Source organism: Streptomyces sp. NPDC034049, assembly GCF_055575575.1.
The window spans coordinates 642,569-662,433 of sequence record NZ_JBVISJ010000003.1; the positions used below are offsets into that span (position 1 = coordinate 642,569).

Genomic DNA, 19,865 nt, shown 5'->3' on the forward strand with positions numbered 1-19,865 from the left:
ACACGTTGTTTGCTTGAATCCGAACCTGCAGGGTCAGGGGCGGGTGGCGCCGAAGTAGTCCCCCTCCGGCATTGCAGAGGTCAGGGGGGCGAGCGAAACGGTGCGTCCTGTACGTGGTGCGTGCAGGACGTTGCCATCACCCGCGTAGAGAGCGACGTGGTAGATGCCGCTGGCGCCACCGCGCGACCAGAACAGCAGATCGCCGACCTTCAGGTTCTGCCGGGAGACGGCCTTACTGGAGGTGGCGCCGTACTGCGAGGCGGCGGTACGCGGCAGGTGCAGCGAGGGCCAGTAGCTGTACTGCACGAGGCTGCTGCAGTCGAAGCCCATGGTGTTGCTGGCGGAGCATTTTCCGTTCAGGTAGCCGTTGGTCCCGTCGCAGAATCCGGTGGTGGGACCGCCGGGGCTGCCGCCGCCCCAGGAGTACGGTGTGCCGAGCCGGGTGGTCGCCCTGCGTACCGCGTCCGGGCCGTCGCCGGAGCCTGAGACCGTGAGCAGCCCGGGGCCCTCGAACTTCGGCATCGTGGTGAGGATGATCTGGACGTAGTTCCAGGTCTCGCCGCTCGCGAACTGCCGGGGCGGCACGCCCTGGTAGCGCTGGACCGCGCCCCACCCTGCGTTGTATCCGGCCAGGGCGAGCGAGCGCGGGTCGCCGCCGTAGCCGGAGGACTTGGCCTGCTTGAGCAGGGAGCACATCATGCGGCCCTGCGCCATCACCGCATCGCCGATGTCCCAGGGCGAGTTGTCGCCGTTGCCGTCGGCGTCGCGCCCCCAGGTGGCCCAGGTGCCGGGCATGAACTGGGCCGGTCCCTGCGCACCGGCGTGGGAGGTCGCCTCCTCACGGGTGGTCTTGAACTTCGACTCCTGGTAGAGCTGCGCTGCGAGCAGGGCGGGGGTCATCTCCGGCTGTTCGCATGCGTCGTCGGCCTTGAGGATCCAGCTGCGGAACTCGGCGGGGACGCCTTTCAGGCCTCCGCCTCCGTCGGATATCTCGGTGGCGTCCGCGTCGTCATTGTCGACGAGGACGATGGCCACGAGCGTGACGATGATCGCCACGAATGCGGCCATGACTCCAAGAGCAGCTCGGATGATCACCTTCACGCGCTATCCCCCCGTACGTGCTTCCTCTTCGCTGTCGTGTCCGTGCTGTTACTTCCGCCGTACTAGATCACGAGGCGCTTTGCGTCGGGCGGGCATCGCGCCGGGGCGGGCCGCCCGGAGGCGACGGCGGTGAGGCCGGTCGCACCAGGTGTGACCTGGGAGGACCGCATCGGGCCGGACGGTCGTCCCGGCTCGGTGGGTCCGAGGCGGTGGTGCACCTCACGCGGGTCAGACGGGGCCCGGGCGAGGTCATTTCGCGTCGCGCAGTGCCCGGTGCCGTGGTCTGGGCCAGCAGAGGGAAACGCAGCTCATGTATGACAGTGATGCACGTTAGCCTCTGTAGTCCCACAGGCCCAAGATCGTGGGGCGACAAACGCAGGCAGACAGGGGGGAGTTGCGGCGTGATGACCCAATCAGTGACATCAACACACGGAAGCGGTGCACCGGTTGTCCTCCGGTACGCGCTGATTCCCGTGCAGGGCTACGGCATTGCCGAAGCGACGGTCGAGCGGATGCTCGACCCCGAGGGCGCCGGCGTGGCCCGCTTCCTGGCACCCGGCGAGCCCATTCCGTACGGGGCGCAGCCGGTTCTGCTGGCCCAGACCACGGTGTGGGGCGCGGTGAAGGTGGAGGAGATGCTGCGCGCTTGGGGGCCCCTGCCGAAGCCGCGGCTGGTGCTGATCTCCGATGCCCCGGCGCGGGCGGCGGCGGCCGCCCGGTACCGCTTCCGGGCCCTGGAGGGGCGGTTGGCGGGGACCGCGACCGTGCCGTACCTGCCGATCCTGCGCGCGGTGGAAGGGGCCAAGGAGGCCCTGGAGCACAAGGACGTACAGACCGCAGCCGCGAAACTGCGGCGCACGATGGAAGGGAAATGAACATGAGTATGGCCACGGAGATGGTCACCCTGGCGGGCCTCATCCCCGACGCGAAGCCGACGAAGATCCCGGGGATGAGCGGCACCGTCAGCGACCTGCTCGGCTATGCCCTGTGGGTGCTGGTCCTGGCCGGGGTCGGCGGTGCGGGCTTCGGCGTCTACAAGCTGGCCGTGTCGGACAAGAGCAGGAACGGCGGCGGCTCCGAGCCGTTCAAGTGGATGGGGGGCGGGATCGCCGCGATCCTGCTGGCCAGTTCACTGATCGCGATCCTGAACGGCATCGCGACCCCGACGGACGGCTGACCGTGGCGCGCACTAGGGGGACAGGACCCAGCAAGGGTGTGTGGGCGGCGGGCGTCGCGGCTGCGGCCGTGCTCGCCCTGACCGGATACGCGATGTTCGGCGGGAGCGACGACAGTTCGAGCGAGGGCAAGGGCAGCGCGAGTGCGAGCCCGAGCGTGTCCGGCTCGGCGAGTCCCAGCGCGACGTATCAGGCGCCGGAGGACTGGACCGAGCCCGAGCGGTGGGTGGCGCTCCCGCGGGGGGAGCGCACTGACACCCGCGGCAACGAGGTCGGTTTCCCGCACACCACCGAGGGCGCGGTGGCGATGCTCTCCGCATCGGGCACCACCAGCGTGGAGGGAAGCCAGACGATGGTGGACGAGCAACTGAGCGTCTACGCGTCGTACCTGCTCCCCTCCGAGAAGTCGGAGGACATCGCCGAGCAGGTGGAGCTGAAGGCCATCCAGACGGACAAGAACCTGCGCCGTCAGATGGGACTGAAGCCGGGGAGTAATCTGCCGAGCGGCGCCTACGTGCGTAGCAACACGGTCGGCTACCAGATCATCAAGGAGTCCCCGGACGAGGTCAGCCTGTGGCTGCTGTCCCGGGTCGTGCAGAAGGCCGGCGAGACGGCCAAGGAGGACTCCTCCTACACCCGCACTCTGCTGGGAGCCGAGTGGAAGGGCGGCGACTGGAAGATGTCCGGCGCGGCCACCTCCAGGGCGCTCCAGTTGACTAAGGGCAAGGACGCTCCTGCCATGGCGGCCCCCGGCGACGAGGCCTTCAACAGCGCGGGCTGGACCGCGCTGCGGGAGGCCTCATGAGACGGCTGGCCGCCGTACTGCTCGCGCTGGTCGCCACACTGAGCGTCCTTACGGCCCCGGCGTCGGCCGACGACATCCCGGGCCAGATAGTCGACGGTGCGTGCGAGGTCGTCACCAACGGCTCCATCCTCGGCACCGTCGTCGGAGCCGCCGGTGACGCCCTGTCGGGCGGCGACCTCTGCGACTCGATCGGCGACAAGGTCGACGAGAAGATCGACGAGGCATGGCAGGGGGTCTGGGACTCCGTCCTGGGTGACGTCGTCAACACCGCCGCCGACGTCGTGAAGTGGGTGATCAAGAAGGTCCTCACGGTCGCGCTGCTGGGGCCGTCGGTCGATCTGGCGGGCACCGGACTGTGGTCAGGCAAAGCCACCCTCGCGGGCATGCTGGTCTGGCTGGGGCTGGTCATCGCTGCGTTCGGGATGATCTGGCAGTTGGGCAAGATGGCCGTCACCGGGCAGATCAAGCATGCCGGACGGGCGCTGCTGGGCTTCGGGGAGAACATGCTGCTCTCCGCCGTCGGAGTCGGGCTTTTCGCGGTTCTGCTGTCGGCCGGGGACGCGTTGACCGCCGGACTGGTCAACGCCACGTTCGACGACGACGGCAGGGCGTACGAGACCATCGTCGCGGTGCTCGTGCCGAAGGGCATCTCCAACCCGATCACCATGCTGTGCGTGGTCGCGGTGCTGCTGCTGATCGGGTTCATTCAGCTGATCCTCGTCTTCCTGCGGCAGTCCGCCATCCCGATCATCTGTCTGCTGCTGCCCGTGGCCGGCGCGGGCCGGGCGGGCGGCGACGCCACCCGCAAGTGGGCGCCGAGGCTGATCACCTCCGGGCTCGTGATCGTCACCTACAAGCCCATCCTCGCGGTGATCATCTGCACCGGTTTCGCGGAATTCGGACACGCCAAGACCTTGGCGGAGTGGCTGCGCGGCTGCGCCACCCTGCTCCTGGCGATCCTCGCGCCGGGTCCGCTGACGAAGATTTTTGCCCCGTTCGGGGAGGCGGTCGGGGGCGGGATGGCGTCGGGCGGCATGAGCGGAGCGTTCGCCGGGGCCGCGGGCTACCTGGCCAACAAGGGCAGCCAGGAAGCAGGCGGCGGCGGGGAGGACGGGCCCACCGACGCCGTGAAGCACGCCCAATACGTCGAGCGGGAACGCAGTCGTCAGGGCGGCGAGGGCGACGAAGGCAGGCCGGGCGCCGATGCCCAGGCGCAGGCCCAGCGCAACGCGGCCAACGCCCGCGTGCCCGCCCAGGGCGGGAACGGTGCGGCGGCAACGGCCGGTACGGGCACGGCCGCCACCACCGGCGCCACCACTGGCCAGGCCACGGCGGCGGCAGGTACGGCAGGCACCGCTAGCACGGCGGCCGCCGGGCCCGTCGGTATCGGCATCCAGGTCCTGGACGGCGTGAACGACACCATTCAGGGCGCGAGCAACACGATCGGGAACGGGGGCAACTCGTGACGACCCACGAAGTGCCGAGGGCGCTGATGGTCGATGGGTTCCGCGCCCGCAAATCCTTCGGCTTCGGTGGCCTGTCCAAGAGCGCCACCATGATCGCGGCCGCGGTGCTGGTCGCAGACGGGCTGCTCGGCGTCCAGGAGCCCGCCACCCTGCTGGTCAGCCTCCCGCTGACCGGCGCGGTGCTGGGACTGTCCGCAGCCCGCCGGCACGGCATGTCCGCGCTGGCCTACTACTGGGCCAAGCTGTCGTGGCGGCGGGCCGCGAAGATCGAGGCCACCTCCTACCGGCGGGTGCTGCTGCCGCTGCCGTACTCGCTGGACCTGCCGGGCGTGGGCGCCACCTCCACCTTGATCCAGGCGCACGACCCGACCACCGGCAAGTCGGTGGGCGTCGTCCACGACCGGGTGAGCGGCCACATGACCATCACAACCCTGCTCGCCCCCGGCGGCAGCCTGATGGCCCCCACCGGGGCCGTGCAGTCCAACCTGCGCACCTGGTCGTCCGTGCTGGACGCGATGAGCACGGACGAGCAGGTCAAGGGCGCGAGCGTGACGATCCAGATCACCCCCGGGGCGGGGGAGGCGCTCGGCGACGACGTGAAGGCCCGTCAGGACCCGGGCGCCCCGCGGCTGGCCAAGCAGACCATCGACGAGCTCGTGCGCACCACTCCGCACGCCACCGCCTCGGTTGCGCCGTGGATGTCCGTCACCGTCGACCCCCTCGCGACCGCGAACCCTCCGACCGACCTGGCGGAACAGGTCGGTGAAGCACTGAAGGTCGTCGACTCGCTTGACCTGTCGGGGACGGGCACGGACATCGAGCGCCGCGCGACCGGCGTCGACCTGCGCCGCCTGGTGCGCTCCGCCTACGACCCGGCCGTCTTCAACGCCCGCGACGCCGAGTTCGCCGACCTGTCGTGGGGCGAGTGCGGGCCGCAGGCCGCCGACGACGGCTGGGAGGAGTACGCGCACGACGGCGGGGTGTCGATGTCGTGGGTGCTGCGCGAGATGCCGCGCCGGCCGATCGCCTACAGCGTGCTGCTTCCCCTCCTTGCCCCCGGCCGTTTCCAGCGGCGGATCACGCTCGCCTACCGGGTCCTGGACCCGTACGAGGGCGAGGCCGTGATGGAGCGGGAGATCAGCCACGCTCACCAGCGGGCGCAGGCCACCGCCGAGGTCAAGGGCCGCTCGAAGTACAGCCAGCGGGCGGATGCAGCGCGCGCCGAGGCGGCCGCCGCTCAGGTCGCGGGTGGCTCCCAGGTCGTCGACTGGACCCTCATGGTCACTGTCACCGCCCGCCGCACCGCCGACCTGCCCGCCGCGCGCCAGGAGCTGGAACGTGCGGTCAAGGCCACGAGGGGCATCCGCATGCGGCCCGCGTTCGGCGCGCAGTCCGCTGTGTTCGCGGCGGGGCTCCCGTTGGGCTACAACCCGCTGGTGAGGGACTGATGGCGCGCAAGCCCAAGTCCGTGGTGACCACGCCGAAGCGGGTCATCCGGGCGGTCGAGGAGGGCCCCACCCGCGAGGAGCGGAAGGCCGAGAAGAAGCTGAGGAGCCGTTTCGCCCCTCGCCTTGGCTGGGGCGGCCGGTTCGGCGGCCAGGCCTCCGTGGAGGACGCGGGCACCGTCTACACCGGCCCGACCGGTCAGGCGGGCGCGATCTACCCGTTCCTGCTCGGCTCCGGCCTGCCGCCGCGCGGCGTGCCGGTCGGCCGCGACGTGCTCACCGGCGAACTCGTCTGTGTGGACCCGTCCGGCTGGACCGGCAAGCTCACCACCAACCCCGGCGTGTGGGTCATGTCGCAGCCCGGCGCGGGCAAGAGCGCCCTGGTCAAACGAATCTGCCTGGTCTACTCCGCCTACGGCCACATGGTCGTGGTGCCCGGCGACGTCAAGGGCGAGTACAGCACCCTGATCGGCGAACTCGGCGGCAGCGTCGTACGGATCGGCGACGGCATCGGCCGGATCAACCCGCTCGACTCCGGCCCGCTCAAGGGCCGTGCCGAGACGCTGCCCGCCGAACGGCGTCAGGCCTTGCTCGACGTCCTCAACGGACGCCGGTTGGAGACGCTGGTCGCGCTGCTGTCCACCAAGCATGGACTCGGCAGGACCCCGAACGAGATCGAACGCTCGGCGCTGGACACGTCCGTTCAGGTTGCCTCTGCCGGGCAGGACCGCCACAGCGACCCGATCGTCAAGGACGTCGTCGACGTCCTGCGGGCCGCCCCGGAGGAGCTGCGCGTCAAGCTGGCCGCCGAGGGCGCGCGGTACCAGGATCTGACCCGCAGCGTCATCGCAGGGCTGGACAATTTGATGGGGGGCCCGCTGAAGGGTCTCTTCGATGGGCCGACCACTGTGCCCCTGGACATCAACGCCCCGGCCGTCAGCGTGGACATCTCCGCCTTGCGGGCCCGCGGCAACGACGTCGTCTCCGCCGGGATGATCGCCACGTGGGCCTACACCTACAGCTCGATCGACTCCGCCCGCAGCATCGGCATGATGGACCGGCGGCTGGTGCTGCCCATGGATGAGATGTGGCGGGCCTTGCGGTCCGGCCCCGGACTGGTCGACGCGATGGACGCGATCAGCCGCCTGAACCGCACGACGGACGACGTCACGATCTACGTGACGCACTCGCTGCTCGATGTCGAGGCCCTGCCCACCGAGATGGACCGGGCGAAGGCCCGGGGCCTGATGGATCGGTGCGACACGTGGGTGATCGGCGCGTCCTCCGAGGAGGAGCTGCGCCGTGTCACCGGCAAGCGCAGCCTGACCGAGCAGGAACGCATGATGATCGGCTCGTGGTCGTCGGCGACGTCCACGGGCCTGGACATCGACCCCACCTCCTACGAGGGCGAAGGTGTCCCGGCGGCCGCCGAGGAGGAAGGGGCCCGGCACCCGGGCCGCGGAAAGTACCTGATCAAGATCGGGACGCGGCCCGGCATCGCGGCCAGCCTCGAACTCACCGCGACTGAACACCGGCTCTACAAGACCGACACCAACCGGCGCAGGACGACGACCACGGGGGGTGGCCGCTGATGGCGATGACGGAGAACGACAAACACTGGGCGGCCGGAGGCATCCTGACGGGCAGCGTGGCCCTGCTGTCGGCGTCCACCTGGGCAGGGGCGGCGGCCGGCGCGGTCCTCACCGGCGAGCAAGTCGCCCCGCTCTCGCCGCTGACGGTCTACGACATGGCCCGCGACTGGTCGTCGGTGTGGCCGCACTCCCAGGCCGCTTCCGCCATCGGCGCGGGGCTCCTCGATGTGGCTGTCGTCGCCCTCGTGGTGTGGGGCCTGCGGGTGTCCTTCCGCTGGTTCCGTAACCCGATGTCCCTGGCCACCCTCCACCAGGTCCGCGACCTCACCCCCAAACCGGCCGCCCGCAGCGCCGTACGGCTGCGCCGCTCGCTGAAGGGCACCGACCCCAAGCAGCTCAAGCCCGCCGACCGGGGCGTCCTGCTCGGCAACCACCTGCCCAGCAAGGTCGAGCTGCGCGGCACCGACGAGGACACCTTCATCGCCCTGATGGCGCCCCGCGCGGGCAAGTCCACCGCCCTGGCCATCCCGATCGCCGAGGAGGCCCCCGGCGCACTGCTGATGACCTCCAACAAGGCCGACGTGTACGCCGCGACCTACGCCTCCCGCAGCCGGGTCGGCACGACCTGGGTGCTGGACACCCAGGGGGTCGCGCAGACCGAGCGGGCCATGTGGTGGGACATGATCGCCCAGGCCGAGACCATCGAGGGCGCCGAGCGCCTCGCCTCGCACTTCGTCGCCCAGGTCAGCAGCGAGGCCGCCTCCGACCCGTTCTGGTCCCAGGCCGCCCAGGACCTCCTCGTCGGACTGTTCCGCGCCGCCTACCACGACGGCGGCAGCGTCCGGGACGTCATGGGCTGGCTCGCCGACCCGGCGGAGAAGGCCCCCATGCGGATCCTGCACAGCCATGAACCCGTCCTCGCCGAACAGGTCGAGTCCTCGATCTCTATCGCCGAGGAGACCCAGTCCGGGATCTTTCAGAACGCGCGCACGGCCGTTTCCGCGCTGCGCGACGAGCGGGTCCTGGCGTGGGTGACCCCGGACAAGGACCTCCCGCGTTTCGACCCGGAGGCGTTCGTCCTCAGCCGGGACACCCTCTACCTGCTGAGCAAGAAGGGCGGACCGGCGGCCGCCGTCGTCGCCGCCCTCGCCGACGCGGTCTTCACCGCCGGCGCGGAGGCCGGGGAGCGGCACGGCGGACGGCTCCCGGAGCCGATGCGCGCGATCCTCGACGAGGCCGCCAACATCTGCAAGATCGCCGACCTGCCCGACCTCTACAGCCACCTCGGCTCCCGGGGCATCACCCCCTTCGTCATCCTTCAGTCCTACCGCCAGGGCCAGAAGGCGTGGGGCGAGATGGGCATGGACGCCATGTGGGGCGCGGCCACCAAGAAGGTCATCGGCGTCGGCCTGGACGACCCCAAGTTCGTCACCGACATCGCCACCCTGGTCGGCAACCACACCGTCGACCGCTCCTCGTACTCCAAGAGCAAGGACGGGCACTCCCGGTCGATCAGCGAACAGCGCGAGCAGATCCTGGAGGCCGCCGACATCCGCGCCATGCGCCGGGGCACGGCCCTGCTGCTGGCGACCGGCATGCCGGTCGCCCAGATCGCCCTGCGCCCCTGGTACGAGGAGGACACGATGGCCCACCTCGGACCGCAGATGGCCGCCGAGGAGGCCGCCATCACCAAGCGGGCCGTCGCCGCGTACGAGGAGAGGCAGGCCGCCCGCCGTGACCGGTGAACCCGACCCCGACTTCGAGGTCCCCGTCGCCATGTTCCAGGACATGGAAGACATGAAGGCCAAGCTGAAGGCCCTGACCGCCCAGATCCAGGCCCTCACCGACGCCGCGAACGCCGACCCGCACGAGGCCCCCGTCGACGAGGACACGGACCACGCCAGCGAAGACGGCCCCGAGGCGGCGGCCGAGGAGGACGACTGGCAGTACCCGCCGTTCATCCTGCTCCTCGACTCCCCGATGTACGACGACGAACTCCGCGCCCTGACCGAATGGGTCGAAGGCGTCCTCGTCCCCGGGTATCTCGCCGAACCGTCCGCCGACGCCCGCTGGTGCCACCTGTGGTTCGAGCACCCCGTCGCTGTCGCCCGGCTGCACGCGCTGTGGCTGGCCTGGCAGGAACTCACCGACCCCGCCACCTGCGGCTACACCGGACCCAGCGTCTGGCACCGCGACCACTACGACCCGTGCATGCGCGAACTGCGGGCCTCCCACGGCCCCTTCCAGGGCTGCACCAAGAATGAGAACACCATCCAGCACCGCATGCCCACCCTCGTGCCCAGCGCATGGCGCCACGAGCAGAACTGAACTCGCGACACGCCCGCGAAGAGCTGTATGGGCAACGTCTTCCCGGACATCCAGAACGTCACGCAGAAGGTCAGTGGCAGGGGCTACTTCCTTACGGGCGCCGAGGCGGACGACAAGGACAGGACACGTCCTGCCCGCCGAAGCAGTTCTGGCCGACATCATCGTCGCGACCCGCATTTCAGCAGGTGAACGCGCTGCTCTCATGGCACGAAGATCTGCGAGCGCAGGTCGGCGACGAAGCATCGATGCATCCGCACAAATCCTGTGAAAACAGGCAAGTCGACGTCGAGAGGGGGCGTTTTCCCAGGTCGGAGCGAGTGTGCCCGTGTGGAGCCATTTCTGTGGCACGGGCTACGGCATTGTCGGACCCTTCCGGAGAATGGTTCCCAGGCGGCCTTTCGGGCCGACGCCAACACGGCGGCGGCCCCCTGCCAGGGGAGCGCGAACTCGCCGAGGAGTGCGGGGCGCGAGGCCGTGAGCATCGGCCCCCTGTTTCGAGAGAGGGGGCCTCGCCTCTTCCCACGCATCGCGCAGCCTTCGCGCACGACCCGGGACCCGCTGGGGCGAGGGTCGCTGGGCAGGCGGGACGAGGGAGTACCAGACTGAGGTCATGGAACGTCTGCGGGTTGCTCTGGCCAGGTCGGAGCCGGTCCTGCCGGTAGGGCCGGGCTGGTGGTACGAGCCTAAATTTCGACGGCCACCGGGCTCTGCTCGTCCGTGACGAGGACGGGGCGCGGATCCTGTCGCGCTCCGGCCGGGACATCACGGCGCTCTGGCTGGACGTCGCACTGGCCGGGATGGCGCTGAGGCCGGGCACCACGCTGGACGGTGAGCTCGTGATCTGGCGTGACGGGGCGCTGGACTTCGCCGCCGTGCAGTCGCGGGCGGCCTCGACGCCGGCGCGGGCCCACGCGCTCGCCGAGGACCTCCCGGCCTCCTTCCCGGCGTGGGACTGCCTCGACCACCCCGACCACGGCTCCGTGCAGGGACGGACGTACCGCGAACGCCGCTCCCTGCTCCTGGACGTCCTCGCTGGCATCGGCCCGCCCATCCAGGCGGTGCCCGCGACGGACGAGATCGAGACGGCCCGCGACTGGTACGACTCGCTGCGGCCGCTCGGCATCGAGGGCCTGGTCGCGAAGCGGGCGGGCAGTGTCTACCGGCCGTCCCGGATCTGGATCAAGGTCAGGCACTCGGAGCCGCTGGACAGCGTGGTCGTCGGATACACCGGCACCCGGTCGCGGCCGCGTGCGCTGGTGGTGGAACTGCCGGGCGGGCGACGGGCCTTGTCCCAGCGGCTCACCGCACCGCTCTCCGCTGCGGCGGCCGCGCTCCTGCGTGACGCCGTCCCGCACCGTATCGGGGAAGCGGGGGACGCCACGCGGTACACCGTGGCCAGTGGCGCGGAGGCCGAGGTGCTCGCCGGGAGCACCCGGCACCGTACGGTGACGATCACCCGTGTCCGGTCCACGGAAACAGACGCGTGACCGGGCCGAAGGGCCGGAGAACCGGCCTCCCGGCGCTGGCGGCGGCATCGGACAGGTGGGGAACTCGCCGTGTCACGACCGCTCGAGCAGGTGCTTGGGCAGTTACGGCGATCGGCAACTCTCCGCCAAGGGGGACACATGACTGGGTCCCTCGCGCTGCACACGGTTTCACTTTTATCCAGGTCAATGGGCAATGCCTCGCCGGCAAGACCGCGAGACCCCCGTCTTTACGGCGGGGATCTCATGCTGTCTGTGCTCAGGCATTGGCAATGGGTGGATCGGCTCCCTGGAAGGCCATCGGCTTTAAGGCTGCTTCGGCTTGTGGCCCCGCTGCTGCTCACTGCTGGGACGCCGCAGATGCTCGGCTTGCTCTCCGCCGCCTTGCGCCGGACGTTTCTGTCCCGCCCCGGTTGTGGTCGAGCGGGCCCGCGCTGCGGACGAGGATGCGCGGGTGACTCGCGCCCGTTGCTGCGGAAGCAGGACTGACATGGCTTCGGCGACGTGCTTGCTGGTTGTGGGGGCTCCATCGGGAGCGATTCGCCCGAGTGCCTGAAGGGTATTGTTGGCCGTTGTCACTTCCATGACGGATGTGGCCAACTGCGCCTTTTCTTCCTCAGTCAGACGGGCGATCCGTAGATCGTGCAGGCAGCGTGTTTTGAAGTCGGTGCCACCCAGAAGACCGCCAAGAGCCGCGGTAACTGCCGCCCCGCGTTCCTGCGGCGCGGCGCGGTAGGCAGCAGAGACATCGCTGGCCCCTTGGCCGTGGGCTCCCTCGAGGTGGTACCCCGAAGCATCGTATGTGCGACGGACTTCGGCGTCCTCGGGGTTCACCAGGCCGTTGAGAGCGTGAGTGATCGCCCCGTATCGGCGGGCTGCAACCTCCCAGTCGGATGTCTCCACCTGAGTCCAGCCCTGGATCTGATCCGCGTAGTACTCGCTCGCCCGCCAGGCATCTTCGGACCAGTGCTGGTCGAAGGAGCGCGCCAGTTCTGCCAGCCCTCCGCCATCCACGAGCGTGCTTATCTGGTCAACGCCCACCGTGATGTTCCCGGGATAGTAGACGGTGATCCACTCAGACTCCGCGTCTGCGGGATTGGAGAGCTCAGGGCCGAACTCAAGGCGCTGCACGCTCATCAAGGGGGGAGGGAAAACATCTCCCGACCTGTCGAACGCCTTGACCGGGCGGCCTGAAGCGAAGAACTTCTTACTCCCGTCCGGTTCCTCGGCGATCCGGCTCTCACCGTATGACCAGTTCGCCCAGTAGAGCTGCCAGCGTTCCCCCTTGTCGGGCCCCTGTTCTCGGGCCTCGAAGTAGACCGTGGGCACACCCAGGCACATGCCGCTCTCAAGGGCACCGCTCTCCATGCCTATCTGGACGGTGTCGTGGTCCGCGCTGAGATAGTGCAGGAAGAGAGCCTGTTCGCCATGTGTGAGGGCTGTACCGCCGTTTTTCTCCGCAGCCCAGAATCGGATCAGTGTTTCGGTGTCGACACCATCGAGAACTCCTTCGGTCTGGAAGGCGGTCAGGAGTTCCGCGCGGCCTTTGAAAGGGTCGTCGCCGGTGAGGAGAATTTTCCGATCCGGATCCGTCGCGCGCAGCACTTCGATCGTCTGCTTGAGCATCTCCGGCTTGGTGTCCATGTACGCGGCCTGGTCCCGGTTGTCGCGCACCCACAGCAGCGCGTACTTGGAGGACGCGGCGGACGTGCCACCGACCGTAGTTGCTTGCCTAACCCGGTCCACTGCGGCGCGGGCACGCGCCTCGCGCCGCGCGCCGATCTCGCCTGTGCCGCGCACGCCGGCAGCGATGGCCTCCCGGGCGTCGAGGGGGGCCTCGCGAATACGGCCGAGCGCATGCATGTGCGCGCGACGGAACTTCGTCTTTGTGTAATTCACCTCGTAGGGCTGGTTGTCGTAGGCGAGGCGAATCCTGTGCGGCTCGACGCTATAATCATCGATAAACCGACGGCGCGTCGCCAGAGCCTCACGAAGAGAATCTAGATAAATCTCTGAAAGGTCGTCTAGGAACTCGGCATGGCTGGCAGCAATGGCACCCTTGCCCCGCTGGGCACGCCACACGGCAACAGCGTTTCCCTCGTCCGTGGAGATTCCGTTGGGGAGATCGCCGAGGTAAGTTATTCCCCGGTGATCAGATTCCAGCAGGAGGCGCTTGATACGGCCCTCTGGTTCATAGGCGACTTCGAGGGTAGTTTCAGGGTCAAGGATCAGCGCGGCGGCGTGGATGTACAACTCCCCGCGCTGCCACTCATACATTCGGAGGTTCTTCCGGTCCAGTTCCCCGCCGACGTAGGACGGCTCATAGGCGGTCTCTCCGAGTAACTGGTCTTTGACCTGCTGGAAGAAATCGGGACCAATGGCAGATACTTGCTCTTTGACGCGACGGGAAAGATCACCAAAGTTTTGCTCTAGAGTGTCCCATTCGGATATTTTCTCAGGGGGTGCGAAGAAGGTGGACGGGATGCCCTGTCCGGTGGCTGAGATTTCGGTGATTGGGAGGTCTTCGAAGGTGATCTCGACGGCGCGGAAGGCATCGGAGGGTGGCGGGTTTGCGGGCTCGTCGTTCTCCAAGACGTCACGCTCCTAACTCGGCGGAGATCCGGTTACGTGGGGGCGGCCGCCCGCCACACTGAGGGCGGTTGGTGCTGCCTGCGGCCAGATCTTCGTTGCGGCCGGACTTGGAGGTCGTCCAGCCGCGACGAAACCACTCGTCAATTCCCGTGTGCTGGCCGAGAGTTCACAAGGTCAGCCGTGGAATACTATTACTTTTGCAGGGACTTGGCGACCTTCTGCCCTGTATCGTTGGAGAGCGAAAGGGAGGGTAGATGCCGGAAACCTCAAGAACGATTGTGTCGGCCATAGTGGAGCAAGATGGATGCCTGTTGATGGTTCGCGAACGCCTTCCAGGGGAGCCGGAACAATGGGTGCTTCCCGGAGGCGTGGCCGAGCCGGGCGAACTTGCGCACGACGCCCTCGTGCGAGAGGTCTACGAGGAGACCGGGTTGACCGTGGCCGGTCCGGCGAGCCTGGCTTGCGTCTCGCAGCACACAGTCACCGGTGATCCGGGATGGGACGGCACCTGGACCGTCATCACCTTCCATGCGGAGCGGCCCACGGGAACGCTGGGCCCTCTGGACCCCGATGAATTGGTGCTGGAGGCGGCATGGGTCCCGCTGGGTGAGGCACAGGCCCGCCTGGCCGCGCACCCATCCCGCCGGCGCAGAGAACCGCTCATCGCTTGCATGACCGGCATGGCACCGTACGGCACGTTGTGGCTCTGGCCCGGCGGCCCGCAGGATCCACCGGTAGTGATTCCACCTGCCGCGGCCCAAGCCCTACCGGATGTGTCGCACAGGGCATCACTCGCCCCCGTGTCGTCCCGCTGACGAAAGGAAGACCGAGACCATGCCGGCCATCCCGCCCGTCCCCCTGCCGTCCTCAACGACCCGTCTCCGGTACGAGATTATCGTTCGGCAGGCGGGCGACGAACACATGGAGCGCTTCACGCTCGACCTGTCATCTGACGGGTACGCACGCTGTGACTACGAGCACGGCCCGATACACCAGTCCTGGTCCGCGCGGACAGAGGGCATCGTGTGGACCCGCCTGTGGGAGGCCGTCGGCCGCATGCCGTCCGGCCCGGCCAACGGATCTCTTCGCGAACCGATTCACCGCCGTCTCGAAGTCCTTGGTGCCACCCCGTTAGCGCGGACGGTGGCCTTGGGTGGACAAGGTGACGCCTCCGATGTGCGCGCGATCTTGGACTCGCTGATCGTACAGATCAGCAATCTGCCGTCGGTCTCGGTTGCTAACACTCTCCCGCCACTGGCCCACCGTGTCCTGGTGGGAGAAAGCAGCCGCCTGCCAGGGCAGGAAGGCACCGCCGTGTTCGGCAGGGTCGGGGACCACTCCGCGTTCGCGCTTGCCCGCAACGGCAGCGGATTCGGGGTCTACTCGGTCGACCCCCTGAAGCTGCTCGGCGAGACAGCTGAAGCAGGGCAGCCCATCCGGGCCTTGGCCCTGGGGTCCGACAGCGAGCGCGATCTCCTACTGACCGGCGGCGACGACAACACCATCTGGGCCTGGGACCTGACAGGAAACGACGGGCTGGTGCACGCACGAGGAGGCCACGGCGCCGCCGTGCGCGCCGTGGCTGTTCATGGAGACAGCGACGACGAGCTGGTCTACTCAGGGGGCGGCGACGGCAACATCTGGGCTTGGGGTGGCCGGGACGGAGCCGAGGTCGGCGCACTGACCGGCCATGGCCAGACGGTCAACGCACTCGCTGCTGCCCGCGTCAACGGCCTGGACCTCATCGTCTCTGGCGGGGACGACGGGACGGTGCGGGTCTGGAACACCGCTACGGGAGAGGTGCTGCGCACCTTCGATCCCGAGCTCGAATGGGTCAACGCGGTGGCTGTTACCGGCGCCTTGGGTCGTGGCCTGATCGCGGCGGCCGGATCCGACCACGTCGTGCGCGTGTGGGACATTGCAACCGGTGCCCCGACACAGGCCCTCCATGGGCATTCTGCAGCCGTGACCGGGCTGTGCTTCCTGGACTTGGAAGAGCGGCCAGTGCTGGCTTCCTGTTCCTACGACGGCACGATCAAGACCTGGGACGTCGCCAACGGGCGCACCCTGGACACGTGGTCTGCCCAGGAGGCATGGCCTGCCGCTCTGGCGGCAGCCTCCGCATCGGGTGAAGCGGTCCTCGTTTCCGGGGGCGCAACCGGCACGGCGCAGGTCTGGGACATGCAGGGGGCGACGCTGCAAACGCTGACGGCGGACGGCAGCCCTGTCCAGGCGCTTGCGTTGGCGCAGCACGACGGGAGAACAACGGCAGCCGCTGGCTACCTTGACGGCACGCTCAGGACCTGGGACGTCGCAACCGGGTCTGTACTCCATGTGCTCGCTCCGGATGATGGTCCCATCACCTCAGCGGCCTTCGGACAGGCCGGTCGCACAGTCGTCTGCGGGACCGACCGGGGCACTGTACGGGTCCACGCCACGGTCGACGGGGCGCTGCAACTGGTACCGACCCCCCACACTGACCGAATCCTCGCCTTGGCCTTCCTTCCCGGGACCGGTGGTGCCGTGGCCTCGGCAAGTGCGGATCGGACAGTCCGCACCTGGGAGGCCGCTACCGGTCGTCCGCTGCTGCGGCTACGCGGCCACGAGGGAGCAGTGACGCACCTGGCGGCTGGGCAGGTCGGTTCCCAGACGGTCCTGGCCTCGGCCGACGATGCGAAGATCATCGTGTGGGATGCAGTCTCGGGCGAACGTATGCGGGATTTGCGCGGTGCACGTCCACTCGACGCCCTGGTTATGGGCACCGTCGACGGCGTTAGCGTCGTGGCAGCCGCCGAGGAGCACGGGACCATCCGGGTGTGGGACGTGCTGTCCGGAGATGAGGTGGCGACGTTCGGTACCGCCGACATGGTCATCACGCTCACCATCTGTGTAGTTTCCGGCGTTGCAGCTCTGTTGGGCGGCACACGGGAGAGCAAGGTGAAAGCCTGGCGGTTGCCGGATGGCGCTCCCATGGGCGAGGTCGCCGTCGAGCAGACTCCGCTCGCGCTCTCTCTCACGTCGTCCGGAGCAGTGCACGTTGCGGGCGGAGCTGGACTGACAACCGTTCACCTTCCGTTCTGATGCTGTATGAGCCGACTGGTGTAAGTCGGCTCAGATATGCGAGGGCCGTCGGTTTCAGAAATCGACGGCCCTCGCCGTGGTGCTGGACCCGCCTCTGTAGGTGCAGACGACTGTCCGCACCAGAGTGGCCCTGGGGGAGTACGGTCGCCCGCGCTCGCGGACCCCTCAGCACTGATCTGCCCCGGAGACCGGGTCGGCCTCTGCGCCACGTGCCAGCGCAAGACGCACAAGTACGGCAAAGGCGGGTCACCCCTGTGTCAGTGGTGCATGGCCCCCGGGATGGAGAACTGGGGCCCGCGTGACCTCAACTTCCCCCGGCCGCAGCCGAGAACGGCCCCGCCACCTGACGGCACTGCCGCCCAACTGTCACCTGTGCCCCGAGCCCACCGCGGCCGCCGACGGGCTGACCGTGGTGTTCCATCCCGCCGACGGCCCGCCCCGGCCTGTGGCCCTGTGTGGATCGTGCTGCTACGGACGCCCCGCCCGCGGCTCCGGACCTAGGGCCCGCCGATCTGGCCTGGCGCATCCTCGCCCGCGACGTCGGCGCCCTGCAGGAGGCGTACCGCGCAGGACAGAGGCTGCCGCACGAGGCGGAGCTGCGGTTCGCCGAGGGCCTGGCCCGCGTGACGTGGACGGAGGACTCCGTGCGCACAGCGCAGCGCACCGCGCCCCCCCGGACGTCTCGCCCTGCTGCTCGGCAATGCGGCCCTCGTCCTGCGCTATGCGGAAGGGAGCGACCCGGCGCTGCTGCCGCTCCGCCAGCTGATCGACGTGATCGCGGATGACGCCGAGACGGGGCTGCCGGAGTCCCGGAGTCTGTGACTCCCGAACTCCGGCAGCCCCGGAGGTGGTTGCTCTCCCAGATCAGGCCCTGTCGACGGATCAGTCATCGGCGGTGCAGGCGGGGGCTGTCACCCCAGTGGGGGTGGGGGTCCTGGCCCAACAGGTGCGCCGTGCGGAGACGGCGGCGGAAGGCTCCGCGTTCTCTGACGGATGACCAGCCGTAGTGCTGCAGGTCCGGGCGGATGACGCCTTGTGTTGGATAGATGGCCCGGTAGTACGGGAGGGTGTCGATGAAGAAGAGCACGCCGGGCAGTGAGAGATTGATGCCTGTGAGGGATCGTTCGATGAGGTAGTAGTTGAAGGTTCTTTCCAGCGTGGCGGCGGTGGGCGAGTCCAGCAGTGAGGACTCAAGGCCGTGGGGTCCAGCGATGTACAGCTGGGCCAGGGCGTGCCAGCACTGCTGGGACATGGGATTGGTCAGGTACTGCTCCAGCAACTCCGGCCCATGTTCGACGACTTCCCAGATCTCATGCCCGAGGTTGGCCACCTCGATCTCGTAGTGGGAAGTGAACCTGTTGGTGGTTGTCGTCTAGTCGAGCCGTACCTGGACCTGAGCCCGCTGCGAAGCGAGTTGCCGTAGATCCATCAGGTAGATGTTCACGAGCTGGCTGACCACGGCTGGCCGGGCCCTGTACAGCATGGCTAGCCACTGCGCTTCCTTGGCGGTGTCCTCGACGGGAGCAAAGGGGCCGCTGCTCACAGCCTTCTTGATCACTTCCTCAAGCGCGGAGGAAGCAGCCCGTCGGCGCTGCTGCACCGCAGGTATCTGGTGCAGAGCATTCCGCAGCCGGGAGTAGTCGATGTGGAGCGCGTCGGCCAGGTCCCAGACGACCCCAGGGCGGCGCTTGGGCAACACACCGTTGCGCTCGATCTGCCGGTAGGTGTTCACTGCGAGGCCCAGCCGAGACGCCAGTTCCTTCACGGTCAGGCCACACGCCACCCGCAGGTCCGACAGCTGCGCATGCCCGAGCATCAAAGATGTCGCCGGCACCCCAACTACCGCTGCCAACTGCGCTAGACGCTGTGGAGAAGGACTGCTGCGGCCAAGCTCGCCCCCGCACACACCTCGCCGCCGCCCTGGCCAAGCAGCACGGCAGTTCCCCCGCACATGGGAGCGTCTGCTCACCCAGGCCGCTCGCACCCCCGTCCAGTGACGACCGCCGACCATCGCTCACGTGTTCGGATTCCATGGTCTGGTGCACCCTCAGAACAGCCCGACAGAGGCCAATAGACTCCGGTACGTCACAGTTACGCCAGGTAACAGTGACACTCCCCCGTTAGGAGCCAGCCGGATACCAGGCGGGAGGCAGGGTCAGCCCGGCTGGCAGAGACCCCCTGCTCAAGGGGAGGCCGTCCGGGGGGACCGCACCAGTGGCGTGTGAGAAGTCGACCGTGGCACCGGAGAACTCTGCCCTGTCGAAGCTGACGCGGCCTCCTTCGAACCTTGTCACACCGAAGTAGACGCTGCCGCCTTCGAAGCTCGCCCCTCCGAAGGAGACGGTGCCGTCGGAGAAATCCGACCTGTCGAAGCTGACCGTGCCGCCGAAAAACCTCGCCACGCCGAAGTGGACGGCGCCGCCGGAGAACCTCGCCCCGCGGTAGTAGACCGTGCCGCCGGCGAACCTTGCTTGGTCGAAGGAGACCCTGCCGACGGAAAACGTCGCACTGTCGAAGGAGACGGTGCCGCCGGAGAAGGTTGCCTGGCTGAAGTGGACGGTGCTGCCGGAGAATCTCGTCCCGAGGAAGACGACGGTGCTGCCGGAGAACGTCGTCCAGTCGAAGTGGACGGTGCCGCCTTCGAACGTCGCCCTGTCGAACGAGACGGTGCCGTCTTCGAACGTCGCCCTGTCGAAGGAGACGGTGCCGTCTTCGAACGTCGCCCTGTCGAAGGAGACGGTGCCGTCTTCGAACGTCGCCCTGTCGAAGGAGACGGTGCCGTCTTCGAACGTCGCA

Annotated in this window: 16 protein-coding genes; 11 read left to right on the forward strand and 5 right to left on the reverse strand. The window is 68.5% G+C overall.

The genetic code is table 11. The features are described 5' to 3' along the window. Positions 1-33: 33 nt before the first annotated feature. On the reverse strand, positions 34-1,068 hold the full coding sequence (locus ACZ52C_RS12560) for a bifunctional lytic transglycosylase/C40 family peptidase (protein WP_469074671.1): 1,035 nt from the start codon (positions 1,066-1,068) through the stop codon (positions 34-36). 506 nt (positions 1,069-1,574) lie between these two features. Here ACZ52C_RS12560 and ACZ52C_RS12565 point away from each other — a divergent pair. From ACZ52C_RS12565 to ACZ52C_RS12605, 9 genes are all read left to right on the forward strand, one after another. Continuing rightward, complete coding sequence (locus ACZ52C_RS12565; RefSeq protein WP_469074672.1) at positions 1,575-1,976, forward strand: hypothetical protein; 402 nt, start codon at positions 1,575-1,577, stop codon at positions 1,974-1,976. Positions 1,977-1,978: 2 nt separating this feature from the next. After that, entirely contained in the window at positions 1,979-2,278 is a 300-nt protein-coding gene (locus ACZ52C_RS12570; RefSeq protein ID WP_469074673.1) for a hypothetical protein, read from the forward strand. A 2-nt stretch (positions 2,279-2,280) separates the two neighbouring features. Next, complete coding sequence (locus ACZ52C_RS12575; protein ID WP_469074674.1) at positions 2,281-3,081, forward strand: hypothetical protein; 801 nt, start codon at positions 2,281-2,283, stop codon at positions 3,079-3,081. Beyond that, entirely contained in the window at positions 3,078-4,547 is a 1,470-nt protein-coding gene (locus ACZ52C_RS12580) for a hypothetical protein (protein ID WP_469074675.1), read from the forward strand. The genes ACZ52C_RS12575 and ACZ52C_RS12580 overlap by 4 nt, the downstream gene beginning before the upstream one ends. Beyond that, entirely contained in the window at positions 4,544-5,995 is a 1,452-nt protein-coding gene (locus ACZ52C_RS12585) for an SCO6880 family protein (RefSeq protein ID WP_469074676.1), read from the forward strand. Before ACZ52C_RS12580 ends, ACZ52C_RS12585 begins: the two co-directional genes overlap by 4 nt. Further along, entirely contained in the window at positions 5,995-7,584 is a 1,590-nt protein-coding gene (locus ACZ52C_RS12590) for an ATP-binding protein (protein WP_469074677.1), read from the forward strand. Before ACZ52C_RS12585 ends, ACZ52C_RS12590 begins: the two co-directional genes overlap by 1 nt. After that, complete coding sequence (locus ACZ52C_RS12595; protein ID WP_469074678.1) at positions 7,584-9,329, forward strand: type IV secretory system conjugative DNA transfer family protein; 1,746 nt, start codon at positions 7,584-7,586, stop codon at positions 9,327-9,329. Before ACZ52C_RS12590 ends, ACZ52C_RS12595 begins: the two co-directional genes overlap by 1 nt. Next, the gene (locus tag ACZ52C_RS12600; protein ID WP_469074679.1) at positions 9,319-9,912 is read left to right on the forward strand and encodes a DUF4913 domain-containing protein; all 594 of its coding nucleotides are present in this window, start codon (positions 9,319-9,321) and stop codon (positions 9,910-9,912) included. The genes ACZ52C_RS12595 and ACZ52C_RS12600 overlap by 11 nt, the downstream gene beginning before the upstream one ends. A 740-nt stretch (positions 9,913-10,652) precedes the next feature. Then, on the forward strand, positions 10,653-11,399 hold the full coding sequence (locus tag ACZ52C_RS12605) for an ATP-dependent DNA ligase (protein ID WP_469074807.1): 747 nt from the start codon (positions 10,653-10,655) through the stop codon (positions 11,397-11,399). Between the two features lie 303 nt (positions 11,400-11,702). Here ACZ52C_RS12605 and ACZ52C_RS12610 read toward each other — a convergent pair whose 3' ends face one another. Next, entirely contained in the window at positions 11,703-13,988 is a 2,286-nt protein-coding gene (locus ACZ52C_RS12610) for a hypothetical protein (protein WP_469074680.1), read from the reverse strand. Between the two features lie 254 nt (positions 13,989-14,242). Between ACZ52C_RS12610 and ACZ52C_RS12615 the strand changes: the two genes are divergently transcribed. Both ACZ52C_RS12615 and ACZ52C_RS12620 read left to right on the forward strand, forming a co-directional pair. Next, positions 14,243-14,803 (forward strand): NUDIX hydrolase, encoded by a 561-nt coding sequence (locus ACZ52C_RS12615; protein ID WP_469074681.1) that lies wholly within the window; start codon positions 14,243-14,245, stop codon positions 14,801-14,803. A gap of 19 nt (positions 14,804-14,822) precedes the next feature. Further along, positions 14,823-17,069, forward strand: a complete 2,247-nt coding sequence (locus ACZ52C_RS12620; protein ID WP_469074682.1) for a WD40 repeat domain-containing protein — start codon at positions 14,823-14,825, stop codon at positions 17,067-17,069. A gap of 886 nt (positions 17,070-17,955) precedes the next feature. On the opposite strand, the gene ACZ52C_RS12625 is transcribed toward ACZ52C_RS12620, so the two are convergent. The 3 genes from ACZ52C_RS12625 to ACZ52C_RS12635 form a co-directional block, all read right to left on the reverse strand. Next, positions 17,956-18,399: a hypothetical protein gene (locus ACZ52C_RS12625; protein WP_469074683.1), complete on the reverse strand. Its 444-nt coding sequence runs from the start codon at positions 18,397-18,399 to the stop codon at positions 17,956-17,958. 42 nt (positions 18,400-18,441) lie between these two features. Beyond that, complete coding sequence (locus ACZ52C_RS12630; protein WP_469074684.1) at positions 18,442-18,903, reverse strand: helix-turn-helix domain-containing protein; 462 nt, start codon at positions 18,901-18,903, stop codon at positions 18,442-18,444. Positions 18,904-19,189: 286 nt separating this feature from the next. Beyond that, a partial coding sequence (locus ACZ52C_RS12635; protein ID WP_469074685.1) for a pentapeptide repeat-containing protein occupies positions 19,190-19,865 on the reverse strand: 676 nt, incomplete at its 5' end.